11 protein-coding genes and 1 pseudogene are annotated in these 11,159 nt (G+C 67.1%); 7 read left to right on the forward strand and 5 right to left on the reverse strand.

The window, feature by feature from the left end; all coding sequences use genetic code 11:
• Window positions 1-168: aldehyde dehydrogenase family protein (locus A5791_RS26045; RefSeq protein WP_369828078.1), on the reverse strand; the 168-nt coding region annotated here is incomplete at its 3' end.
• A 16-nt stretch (window positions 169-184) separates the two neighbouring features.
• On the opposite strand from A5791_RS26045, the pseudogene A5791_RS15275 reads away from it, so the two are divergent.
• The 3 genes and pseudogenes from A5791_RS15275 to A5791_RS15290 form a co-directional block, all read left to right on the forward strand.
• Window positions 185-637, forward strand: a pseudogene (locus tag A5791_RS15275) (aldehyde dehydrogenase family protein); the annotation flags it as partial.
• 537 nt (window positions 638-1,174) lie between these two features.
• Entirely contained in the window at window positions 1,175-2,323 is a 1,149-nt protein-coding gene (locus A5791_RS15285) for a thiolase family protein (protein ID WP_067238266.1), read from the forward strand.
• A complete protein-coding gene (locus A5791_RS15290; protein WP_082966943.1) occupies window positions 2,320-3,117 on the forward strand; it encodes a crotonase/enoyl-CoA hydratase family protein in 798 nt (265 codons plus the stop codon). Before A5791_RS15285 ends, A5791_RS15290 begins: the two co-directional genes overlap by 4 nt.
• A gap of 131 nt (window positions 3,118-3,248) precedes the next feature.
• Here the strand turns inward: A5791_RS15290 and A5791_RS15295 are convergent, their stop codons facing one another.
• Window positions 3,249-4,265 carry an NAD(P)/FAD-dependent oxidoreductase gene (locus A5791_RS15295; protein ID WP_067238268.1) on the reverse strand — a complete coding sequence of 339 codons (1,017 nt, stop codon included), beginning with the start codon at window positions 4,263-4,265 and terminating at the stop codon, window positions 3,249-3,251.
• Window positions 4,266-4,275: 10 nt separating this feature from the next.
• Entirely contained in the window at window positions 4,276-4,779 is a 504-nt protein-coding gene (locus tag A5791_RS15300) for an isoprenylcysteine carboxyl methyltransferase family protein (protein WP_067238271.1), read from the reverse strand.
• Between the two features lie 203 nt (window positions 4,780-4,982).
• Between A5791_RS15300 and A5791_RS15305 the strand changes: the two genes are divergently transcribed.
• Both A5791_RS15305 and A5791_RS15310 read left to right on the forward strand, forming a co-directional pair.
• A complete protein-coding gene (locus tag A5791_RS15305) occupies window positions 4,983-6,128 on the forward strand; it encodes an NAD(P)H-binding protein (RefSeq protein ID WP_067238284.1) in 1,146 nt (381 codons plus the stop codon).
• A complete protein-coding gene (locus tag A5791_RS15310; RefSeq protein ID WP_067238272.1) occupies window positions 6,125-6,847 on the forward strand; it encodes a CPBP family intramembrane glutamic endopeptidase in 723 nt (240 codons plus the stop codon). Before A5791_RS15305 ends, A5791_RS15310 begins: the two co-directional genes overlap by 4 nt.
• On the opposite strand, the gene A5791_RS15315 is transcribed toward A5791_RS15310, so the two are convergent.
• Both A5791_RS15315 and A5791_RS15320 read right to left on the reverse strand, forming a co-directional pair.
• On the reverse strand, window positions 6,848-8,224 hold the full coding sequence (locus A5791_RS15315; RefSeq protein ID WP_067238273.1) for a DUF2867 domain-containing protein: 1,377 nt from the start codon (window positions 8,222-8,224) through the stop codon (window positions 6,848-6,850). It abuts the gene before it with no gap.
• Window positions 8,225-8,311: 87 nt separating this feature from the next.
• A complete protein-coding gene (locus A5791_RS15320) occupies window positions 8,312-9,124 on the reverse strand; it encodes an enoyl-CoA hydratase (RefSeq protein WP_067238285.1) in 813 nt (270 codons plus the stop codon).
• Window positions 9,125-9,216: 92 nt separating this feature from the next.
• Here A5791_RS15320 and A5791_RS15325 point away from each other — a divergent pair, with 92 nt between their 5' ends.
• Both A5791_RS15325 and A5791_RS15330 read left to right on the forward strand, forming a co-directional pair.
• Complete coding sequence (locus A5791_RS15325; RefSeq protein WP_067238275.1) at window positions 9,217-10,302, forward strand: CaiB/BaiF CoA-transferase family protein; 1,086 nt, start codon at window positions 9,217-9,219, stop codon at window positions 10,300-10,302.
• A gap of 57 nt (window positions 10,303-10,359) precedes the next feature.
• A complete protein-coding gene (locus A5791_RS15330; RefSeq protein WP_067238278.1) occupies window positions 10,360-11,112 on the forward strand; it encodes a 3-hydroxyacyl-CoA dehydrogenase in 753 nt (250 codons plus the stop codon).
• The last annotated feature ends 47 nt before the right edge of the window (window positions 11,113-11,159 follow it).

Below are 11,159 nucleotides of genomic sequence, written 5' to 3' on the forward strand. Positions count from 1 at the left end.
GGCATCGGGGCCGCCGACCAGCGCCGTGGCTCCTTCTTCGACGCCCTTGCGGATGTAGCCCATTACGCGCTCGCGCTGCTTGTCCGAGATCACCGGACCGCACAACGTTCCGGGGTCCTGCGGGTCACCGCACGTGACGTTATCGTAGATGCTCTTGAGAATCGCCACGCCCTCGTCGTAGCGCGAGCGCGTAATGGGCTACATCCGCAAGGGCGTCGAAGAAGGAGCCACGGCGCTGGTCGGCGGCCCCGATGCCCCCACCGGGTTTGACAAGGGATTCTATGTCAGGCCAACGCTTTTCACGAATGTGGACAACTCGATGACGATCGCCCAGGAGGAGATCTTCGGCCCGGTGCTGGCGGTCATCCCGTTCGACGACGAGGAGGACGCGATCCGCATCGCCAACGACAGCGCGTACGGGTTGGCGGGCAACGTCATGTCGGGGTCGCTGGAGCGTTCACTGGCGGTGGCCCGCCGGATCCGGGCCGGCTTCATCGGCGTCAACGGCGGCGCTCCCTACGGCGCCGACACACCGTTCGGTGGTTACAAATACAGCGGAGTTGGCCGCCAGAACGGTGTGGCCGGTTTCGACCAGTACACCGAGATCAAGTCGGTGGGGTACCCCGCCGGCGGGTGAGCTGGTAAGACGCTGTCGCACAACGTGTCAGGCAACACTTCTGTGCTTAACAGCCGCCGGCTGCTCGTGAGTCCCGCGCGCCTCCGAGCGACAACCGTTGCAGGCCAGCCCGTTTCAAGAATCCGTGGCTTTGCGCGTGAAGCCTGGGCTTTGCGAGTGAAGCCTGGGCGTTGGGAGTGAAGCCTGGGCGGAAATCTGCCCCGATTCCCGCCCTACACTCACACCGAAAGCCATGGCTTCACACCGAAAGCCGAGGTTTCACACCGAAAGCCGTCAACTCGATGCCACGAGCCAACGTTGCGCGCCGGGCAACCAAGGGTAAGCCGCGCAGTGTCGCTGTGAACCAGATTTTGTCCACCAAGTGAGTCGAGGAGGATGCCACATGTCCAGCCAGCGCGCTCGTGCCGAATACCGTCCGAACGCGCACCCGGCCGGGCAGAAGCATAGGTTTTATAGCTAAATCGCACCCCGGCCGACGCCCGTCCAACGCGTTGGTCGACAATCGACCTAATAACAAGCGTCAAAGGAGACCTGATCATGGCTGAAGCCGTCATCGTCGAGGCTGTACGTTCGCCCATCGGCAAGCGCAACGGAGGGCTGTCCGGCGTGCATCCCGCCGACCTGTCCGCGCAGGTCCTCAACGGATTGGCCACCAAAGCCGGCATCGACCCTGAGATCGTCGACGACGTCATCTGGGGCTGCGTCATGCAGGCCGGCGAGCAGGCCCTCGACATCGGCCGTACCGCCCTGCTGGCGGCCGGCTGGCCGGAGACCGTGCCCGGAGTGACCGTCGACCGCCAGTGCGGGTCGAGCCAGCAGTCCGTGCACTTCGCCGCGGCAGGTGTGGTGGCCGGCCACTACGACGTCGTCGTCGCCGGCGGCGTCGAGTCGATGTCCCGCACCCCGATGGGCTCGTCGCTGGCCAACGGCGGACGGCCGTACCCGGAGTCGTTCTTGACCCGCTACGAAGGCAAGATTCCCAACCAGGGCCTTGGTGCGGAGATGATCGCCGAGCAGTGGGGACTCGACCGCGTCGCGCTCGACGAGTTCTCCCTGGGATCACACGAAAAGGCGGCCGCCGCACAGGATTCCGGCGCTTTCGACGACCAGATCGTCGGCATCAAAGACCAAGACGGCAACACCGTTCTAAAGGATGAGGGGATCCGTCGCGGCACCCCGATGGAGAAGATGGCCTCGCTGAAGCCGGCGTTCAAGGAAGACGGCGTGATCCATGCCGGCAACTCCTCACAGATCTCCGACGGCTCGGCCGCACTGCTCTTCATGTCCGCCGAGAAGGCCAAGTCACTGGGCATGAAGCCGATTGCCAAGGTGCACACCGCAACTCTGGCCGGAGCCGACCCGGTGATCATGCTGACGGCGCCCATTCCCGCCACACAGAAGGTCCTGAAGCGGTCCGGCCTGAGCATCGGCGACATCGGCGCCTACGAGGTCAACGAGGCATTCGCTCCGGTGCCGCTGGCCTGGCTGCGCGACATCGGCGCCGACGAGAAGAAGCTCAACCCCAACGGCGGCGCGATCGCGCTCGGTCACCCGCTCGGCGGTTCGGGCGCGCGCTTGATGACCACCCTGCTATACCACATGCGGGACAAGGGAATTCGCTACGGCCTGCAGACCATGTGCGAGGGCGGCGGTCAGGCCAACGCGACCATCCTCGAGCTGCTGTGACAGACGCCGGGCAACCCGGCGCGCTCGTCGAACACCGTGGCAACGTCATGGTGATCACGATCAACCGTCCGGAAGCTCGTAACGCGGTCAACGCGGCCGTCAGCATCGCCCTCGGGAATGCGCTCGAACAAGCACAGAACGATCCCGAGGTGCGGGCCGTCGTGATCACCGGTGCCGGTGACAAATCCTTTTGCGCGGGAGCCGATCTCAAGGCGATCGCACGACGGGAGAACCTGTATCACCCCGACCACGGCGAGTGGGGGTTCGCCGGTTACGTGCACCACTTCATCGACAAGCCCACCATCGCCGCGGTCAACGGCACCGCGTTTGGCGGCGGCACCGAGCTGGCGCTGGCGAGTGATCTGGTGGTGGCCGACGAACGCGCTCAATTCGGGCTGCCGGAGGTCAAACGCGGACTGATCGCCGCTGCCGGCGGGGTTTTCCGGATCATGAATCAGCTGCCCCGCAGAGTGGCGATGGAACTGCTGTTGACCGGTGATCCGCTGAGCGCATCCGACGCGCTGCAATGGGGCCTGATCAACCAGGTGGTGAAGGACGGCTCGGTGCTCGATGCAGCGCTCGAGCTGGCCGCGCGGGTGACCGTTAACGCGCCGCTGTCGGTGCAGGCCAGCAAGCGCATCGCCTACGGGGTCGACGACGGCGTCATCGCCGACGAGGAGGCGGGCTGGGAGCGGACCATGCGGGAAATGCGTTCGCTGATCAGATCCGAGGACGCCCGGGAAGGGCCGCTTGCGTTCGCCGAGAAGCGACAGCCGGTCTGGAAGGCGCGTTAGTGGCGATCGCAAGCGCGGCGAAGCCGGGCGTAGCGGGTCGCCACCATCGGGCTTAGTGGCGATCGCAAGCGCGGCGAAGCCGGGCGCTGGGGGCACCCCCGCGAAGCCGGGGGACGGGTCGCCGCCATCCGTTACGACGCCAGGACGTTGACTCCGTACCGGAATGCGCCGGGTAACAGCGCGCACACCGGCACGATGCCGCGGCGCGTCGCCCGCGGCGTGCTGACCAGCACCAGGCCGCGGGTGAGCCAGCGGTAGTTCCGCGTAATCCGTTGCCAGGCAGCCTCATACGACTCAGGTGCGTCATCGGCGATGGCGGCGACGGCAGCGGCGGCCTGCTTGACGGCCAGGCTGATGCCTTCGCCGGTCAGCGCGTCCTCGTATCCCGCAGCGTCGCCCACCAGCAGCACGCGTCCGGCGACCCGCCGCGAAACCACTTGCCGCAGTGGGCCGCAGCCGCGCGCCGGTCCGCGACTGGCACCTTGTAGATGCTGCGATAACTGTGGGAACCAGGCGAGGTCGGGTCGCCCACGACACAGGATCGCGACGCCGACCAGATCCGGTTCCACTGGTGTTACGTACGCCTCGCCCCAACGAGACCAATGGACTTCGACGAACTCCGACCACGGCGCCACCCGGTAATGCCGGCGCACACCATAGCGCCGCGGCGTTCCGGCCGTCGCTTCGATTCCCACTGCGCGCCGGACCGACGAATGCAGTCCGTCGGCCGCCACCAGCCATTTGGCGCGCATACCGGCAGCCGTCACTCCGTGCGCGTCCTGTTCGACGCTGGTCACCCGCGCCCGAATCCAGTCGGCGTCTTCTTCTTTGGCCCGCGCCGCCAGCGCGGCATGTAACGTGCTGCGCCGGACACCCCGGCCCGGCCCGGCGCGAAACCGCGCCTGCGCCCGACGGCGTCCGCTCAGATACGCGATGCCGTGGAACGGCAGGCCGGCGGGGTCCACGCCGAGCGACGTCAATTCCGCCAGACCCCCGGGCATCAGCCCCTCGCCGCATGCCTTGTCGACGGGACTCTCCCGCGGTTCGGCCACTATCACCGAAAGTCCAAGGCGCCGAGCGTATAACGCCGCCGCGAGACCTGCGGGACCCCCGCCGACGATCAAGAGGTCGGTGTCGTAGTCGGTCATGTGCAGCCCGTCACGGCGTATATCCCAAGGCGGAATTCTCGACCCGGATCCGCACGGTCAGCAGGATCGCATTGGCCACCGTGAAGCCGGCGGCCGTCAGCCATGCGGTATGCACCAGCGGCAATGCAAGTCCTTCGGCCACCACGGCAACGTAGTTCGGGTGATGCAGCCACCGGTAGGGTCCACGGCGCACCAAGGGCGCGTCCGGTAGCACGATCACGCGGGTGTTCCACCGCCGGCCCAGCGACGAGATGCACCACCAGCGCAGTCCCTGACTGAGCGCCACTACCGCCAGCATCGGCCAGCCGAGCCACCCGATGAACGGTCGGTGCAACGCCCATACTTCCGCGATGCAGCCGAGCAGTAACGCGGTGTGCAGGGCAACCATCACCGGGTAATGTGCCCGACCAACTTCCCTGCCGCCATGGGCGAAGGACCATCGTGCATTGCGTTTGGCTACCGCCAGCTCCGCAATGCGCTCGACCGCGACGGCCAGGATCAGCAGGTAATACACGGATCTATCACTACCACTCGAGTAGACCCGGTGTTCCGGCCCATGCAGTGAGTCACGTTGCAGCCGCCGTCCGAGTTCAATGCTCGGCAGCGTGAGCGCGCGCAAATGTACTCGTGTGACGGCGTGTCATCGTACAAACACGCCCGCTCGCGCGAAAAACGGTCGACGCTCGCGCGAAAAACCGCACAGGTAGGTTGGATCCCGTGCGGATTCTCGTCACCGGTGCCACCGGCTACATCGGATCGCGCCTGGTCACCGCCCTGCTGGCCGACGGCCACCAAGTGCTGGCGGCGACGCGCAGCCCCGCCCGGCTCAAGCGTCTGGGTTGGTTCGACGACATAACGCCGGTTGCCCTCGACGCGTCGGATCCCGCGTCGGTGCGGGCTGCGATGCAGGCCGCGGGCCCGGTCGACGTGGTGTATTACCTGGTACACGGCATCGGCCAGCCCGGCTTCCGGCAAACCGACAAGGCGGCGGCAGCCACCGTCGCGACGGCGTCCAGGGAAGCCGGTGTGCGGCGCATCGTCTACTTGGGCGGCTTCGTGCCCGAAGACCAAGCGTTGTCCGAGCACCTGTCCAGCAGGGCAGAAGTTGCCGAGGCCCTGACCGTCGACGACGGACCCGAACTGGTGTGGTTGGGTGCCGCGCTGATCATCGGCGCCGGGTCGACGTCGTTCGAGATGCTGCGCTACGTCGGCGACCGGTTCCCGCTGATGCCGATACCGGACTGGATGGACAACCCGATCGACCCGATCTCCATTCGCGACGTGCTCTATTACCTGGTCGCCGCGGCGGACTCAGACCGGGTGCCTGCCGGTGCCTATGACGTCCATGGCCCCGACACCACGTCCTACCGGGAGCTGCTCAAGGCGTATGCACGGGTTTCCGGCAGATGGCACGCGGCGCTGCGGGTGCCCCGGGTTCCCCCGGCGCTGGCGTCGCGGGTGACGGGACTCGCGCTGCCGGTGCCGCAGGGACTGGCCGGGGACCTGGTCGAGTCGCTGGACCACCCGATGCTGGCCTCCGATGCCAGCCTGCGGGATCGGGTGCCCGATCCGCCCGGCGGCCTGCTGGGCGTCGACGACGCCATCGGGCTGGCCCTCGCTAACGGCTCGCACCGGCCGCGGCCGGTCAACGCCCTGGCTGACCCGCATCACCTCGCCGACAGCGATCCGGCATGGGCGGGCGGAGACGCACTCCGTATCCGGCGGCTGTTCCGGACTGTGACGCCACCGATCGCGCGGCCCACGCTGAGCCTGGTCGACTTGGTGCCGGGTCCGCTCGCCGGAGCGCTTCGGACCGGCCTTGAAATCCTGATCACCCTGACCCCGAAAGTCCGTCCTGCATGACCCAGACCGAGACTCCGTACCGGACCAGCGTCATCGCCGAAATGCGCCGCGCGATCACCAATGTAGCTGTGCCGCACCATGAATCGCCTGGAGTGGTGCAGCGCAGGCGGGTCGTCGTCGGCATCACGCTGGTGATCGGCGCGGTGCTGCTCGGCTTTTCGCTGCGGCGGCATCCGGGTGAGACGAGCTTTTACTGGCTGACGCTGGCGTTGGCCGCCGTGTGGCTGTCCGGTTCGTTCCTGTCCGGGCCGCTGCATCTGGGCGGCATCTGCTGGCGCGGCCGCAACCAGCGCCCGGTCATCACCGGAACCACCATCGGGTTGTTACTCGGGGGCGCCTTTGTCGTGGGTGGACTCGTCGCCCGGGAGATTCCACCGGTTGCGCACTTGATCACCAGGGTCCTGCTATATGCCAATCAGGGGTCTTTTCTGCTGATCGTGCTGATCACGCTGGTCAACGGCATTGCCGAGGAAGTCTTTTTCCGCGGCGCGCTCTACACCGCGCTGGGCCGGCGCTTTCCGGTGCTGATTTCGACCGTGTTGTATGTCATCGCCACTCTGGCGAGCGGGAACGTGATGCTGGGCTTCGCCGGAATCATCCTCGGCACCGTGTGTGCGTTCGAGCGCCGGGCCAGCGGCGGAGTGCTCGCGCCGATGCTGACCCACTTCGTGTGGGGCCTCATCATGGTGCTGGCACTGCCGCCACTCTTCGGCGTCTGACTATCCGGCCGCGGCAACGTTTCGCGCCAATGCGCGCAACGCGGCGCCATGCAAAGGGCGCAACACGAACCAGTAGACACGGCCCCGAATGCCGCGAGGAAACGCGATCGCCCGCTGGGTGTAGCGGCTGCCCCCGCGATCTTGTGGCGTCACGGTGATTTCCAGCCACGCCTTACCGGGCGAACGCACATCTGCCTGCAGCCGCAGTCGGCCGCCCGGCTCACGCTCCGCGATGTGCCAGCGCTGGACGGACCGGTCTCGCCGCGGGGCGAGGGGAAACCATCGGTTGCCGTTCGCAGCCTGCGCGGCCGTCTTCCAGATGTCGTCCGGCCCGGTAGCGGTGACAGCGGTCCGTACGTCGGTGTAGACGGCATCGCCCGCCCAGTCCGGGTCGCTGGGCAGGAGATCGGCGGCCTCGGACTCCAGCGAAACCCATGTCGCATCGGCCAGGCCACGCGACGCCTGGTCGAGCGCCAGCGCGACCGCTCGGCGGTAGCCGGTCAGGCCGCCCGGCGGCGGCTCGATGATTTTGTCGATATCGAAGTCGCGCATCACCGCATCGCATTCCAGCGATTCGATCAGCGGCCGCGCCAGGCCGGGCGGGATCGGCGTCACCAGCCCGACCCACAGACTGGCGATCGTCGGCGTCAGGAACGGCAGCACGATCAGATAGCGCTGGTGCAGCCGTGCCACCTCGGCGTAGACCCGCATCATGTCGCCGTAGTTCAACACGTCGGGGCCGCCGACATCCCACGTCCGCGAGCACGGCACCGCTGCGGTTGCCGCCGCGACCAGGTAATAGAGCACGTCGCGCACCGCGATCGGCTGAATTCTGTTGTGCACCCATTTGGGCGTGGTCATCACCGGCAACCGTTCAGTGAGATGCCGGATCATCTCGAACGACGCCGACCCTGACCCGACGACGACGCCCGCCTGCAGCACCACCGTCTCGATGCCCGACTCGATGAGAGCATCGCCTACGGCTTTGCGTGATTCGAGATGCGGCGAGAGCCTTTCCCGCTGTGGGTGCAGACCGCTGAGATACACGATGCGGCGCACCCCGGTGCTGCGCGCGGCGGCCACGACATTGCGCACGGCGCGGGCTTCGTCGTCGGCGAAATCTTTTGACGTACCCATCGAATGGACCAGGTAGTAGACGACGTCGATCCCGTCGAACGCCGCGGTCAACGACTCGGCGTCGCCCAAGTCGCCTTGTGCTAATTCGACGTTCGGGCGCCACGGAACGCCGTCCAGTTTCGCCGGTGTGCGGGCGAGAGCGCGAACGCGGTGACCCTCGGCCAGCAGCCGTGGCACCAGCCGGGCACCGATGTAGCCGGTCGCTCCGGTGACGAGGCAGGAAATTTGTTCAGCCGGCACGGGTCTCCTTCTGCTCTCGCTTGTCGGTCATTCGGAGCCGACGCGAGGAAGGATTGCCGGTTCGGCGTGCTTTAAAAGACGAACGGGTCAGGCGTCGGTGAAGCTGGGGTCCCGGCGCTCCTGGAAAGCCTTTGTGCCCTCTTTGAAGTCGGGCGCCTGCAACAGGCGGGACTGCCCGTGATACTCGCGCTCCAGCGTGGCGTCCAATTCGGTGAGCGTGGCGGCGTTGATCGCGTCCTTGGTCTTGGCGAACGCCACCGCGGGCCCGACCGACAACCTGGAGATCACCTTCGCCACCTCGGCGTCGAACTCGTCGGCGGGGTAGACCGCGCTGACCAGTCCCCACGACAGCGCTTCGGTGGCCGGCAATCGCTCGGGCAGCAGGGCCATCCGCATCGCCCGGGTACGACCGACAGCGGCGGCGACCAACGCCGACGCGCCGCCGTCGGGCATCAAGCCGATCTTGGTGAAGGCGAGCATAAAAAACGCTTTGTCAGAAGCCAATACGACGTCGCAGGCCAGAGCGATGGAGACGCCGACGCCGGCCGCCGGTCCCTGGACGACGGCAACCACCGGACGCGGCAGTGCCACGATGGCCCGGATCAGGCGGTTGATCTCGAGGATGATCTCGTCCGGCGGAACTCCGCCGCCGTCGGACACGTCGTCGGCGCTGATGCCCGCCCCGGAGCTGAAGCCGCGGCCGGCTCCGCCCAGACGAACTACCTTGACCTCCGGATCGGTGGCCGCGCACTCCATCGCGTCGGCCATTCCGGTGATCACCGGAATGGTCAGCGAGTTGAGGCTATCGGGCCGGTTGATGGTCACGGACAGCACGCCGTCGGTCAGCGTGACGTCCAGACCTGCGACACGGGCGAGGGTGGCGATTCCTGAATCCGGCATGCGCTCCACAGTAGGTGACCGGGATGCAGGGTCCCCGACCGCGGCTGCGAAGATGCGAACAACGTCGGAGCGGACGAAAGGTCGGTAAACCCATGGCGGGACCTCTGAGCGGGTTGCGTGTTGTCGAATTGGCGGGGATCGGGCCGGGCCCGCATGCCGCGATGATCCTCGGTGACCTCGGCGCCGACGTCGTACGCATCGATCGCCCCTCGCAGGGGCCCGGCGGGCCGGCCAAAGACGCGATGTTGCGCAACCGCCGCGTCGTGACAGCCAACCTCAAGTCCGACGAGGGCCGGGAGCTGGTCCGCAAGCTCGTCGCCAAGGCCGACGTGCTGATCGAGGGCTTCCGTCCGGGGGTGACCGAGCGGCTCGGCCTGGGTCCCGAGGACTGCGCCAAGATCAACGACCGCCTGGTCTACGCCCGAATGACCGGCTGGGGCCAGACCGGCCCGCGCAGCCAACAGGCAGGCCACGACATCAACTACATCTCGCTGAACGGCATCCTGCATTCGATCGGCCGGGTCAACGAGCGTCCGGTGCCGCCGCTGAACCTGGTCGGCGACTTCGGTGGCGGCTCGATGTTCTTGCTGGTCGGCATCCTTTCCGCGCTGTGGGAGCGGCAAACTTCGGGCAAGGGGCAGGTCATCGACGCGGCCATGATCGACGGCTCCAGCGTCCTGGTTCAGATGATGTGGGCGATGCGGGCGACGGGCATGTGGAACGACGTCCGCGGCACCAACATGCTCGACGGCGGCGCGCCCTACTATGACGCCTACGAATGCGCCGACGGCCGCTACGTCGCCGTCGGGGCCATCGAGCCGCAGTTTTATGCCGCCATGATCGCGGGACTCGGCTTGGACGCCGCCAACCTGCCCCCGCAGAACGACGTCACCCGCTGGCCCGAACTACGCGCCTTGCTGACCCAGGCCTTCGCCAGCCACGACCGCGACCATTGGGCCAAGGTGTTCGCCGATTCGGATGCCTGTGTGACGCCGGTGCTGGCCTTCGGCGAGGCGCACACCGAACCGCACGTCACCGAGCGGAACACCTTGTACGAGGCCGACGGCGGGCTGCAGCCGATGCCGGCCCCACGGTTCTCCCGGACCGCGCCGGACAAGCCGCGCCCGCCTGCGGCACCGGTAACCGACGTCGAAGAGATACTTCGCGCCTGGGTATAGTCCCAACCAACCAGTAGGTTGGCAGGCTCGGCCAAGACACTAGGAAGAAGGACTCACATGGAGATCAGGGACGCCGTCGCCGTCGTCACCGGAGGAGCGTCAGGCCTGGGCCTGGCCACCACCAAGCGGCTGCTGGACGCGGGCGCGCAGGTGGTCGTGCTGGACCTCAGGGGCGAAGAGGCGGTTGCCGAACTCGGCGATCGTGCGCGTTTCGCGCAAGCCGACGTCACCGACGAGGCCGGCGTGGCCGCCGCTTTGGACACGGCGGAGTCGATGGGCCCACTACGCATCGTGGTCAACTGCGCGGGCACCGGCAACGCCATCCGTGTACTCAGCAAGGACGGCGTATTCCCGCTGGATGCGTTCCGCAAGATCGTCGACATCAACCTGGTCGGCACCTTCAACGTGCTGCGGCTGGGCGCCGAGCGGATCGCCAAGACCGAGCCCATCGGTGAAGAACGCGGCGTCATCATCAACACCGCCTCGGTCGCGGCGTTCGACGGCCAGATCGGCCAGGCCGCCTATTCCGCGTCCAAAGGCGGCGTAGTCGGCATGACCCTGCCGATAGCGCGCGACCTCGCCAGCAAGAACATCCGGGTGGTCACGATCGCGCCCGGGCTGTTCGACACGCCGCTGCTGGCCGGTCTGCCGGAACCGGCCCGCGAATCGCTGGGCAAGCAGGTGCCGCACCCGTCGCGGCTGGGGAAGCCGGACGAGTACGGCGCTCTCGCCGTCCACATCGTCGAGAATCCCATGATCAACGGCGAAGTCATCCGTCTGGACGGCGCCATCCGGATGGCACCCCGGTAGCGCAAACACCGGCGAGCAGACGCAAAATCGCATGAAAACCGGTGTTT

Source organism: Mycobacterium sp. 852002-51163_SCH5372311, from assembly GCF_001667115.1.
In the GTDB taxonomy this organism is placed as follows: Bacteria; Actinomycetota; Actinomycetes; order Mycobacteriales; family Mycobacteriaceae; genus Mycobacterium.

Coding starts and splice junctions, on each gene's coding strand:
- A5791_RS15320 (WP_067238285.1), bottom strand. CDS start 9,124: ATGCCGGATTCAGGAATCGCCACCCTCGCCCGTGTCGCAGGTCTGGAC.
- A5791_RS15325 (WP_067238275.1), top strand. CDS start 9,217: ATGGCGGGACCTCTGAGCGGGTTGCGTGTTGTCGAATTGGCGGGGATC.
- A5791_RS15310 (WP_067238272.1), top strand. CDS start 6,125: ATGACCCAGACCGAGACTCCGTACCGGACCAGCGTCATCGCCGAAATG.
- A5791_RS15285 (WP_067238266.1), top strand. CDS start 1,175: ATGGCTGAAGCCGTCATCGTCGAGGCTGTACGTTCGCCCATCGGCAAG.
- A5791_RS15295 (WP_067238268.1), bottom strand. CDS start 4,265: ATGACCGACTACGACACCGACCTCTTGATCGTCGGCGGGGGTCCCGCA.
- A5791_RS15330 (WP_067238278.1), top strand. CDS start 10,360: ATGGAGATCAGGGACGCCGTCGCCGTCGTCACCGGAGGAGCGTCAGGC.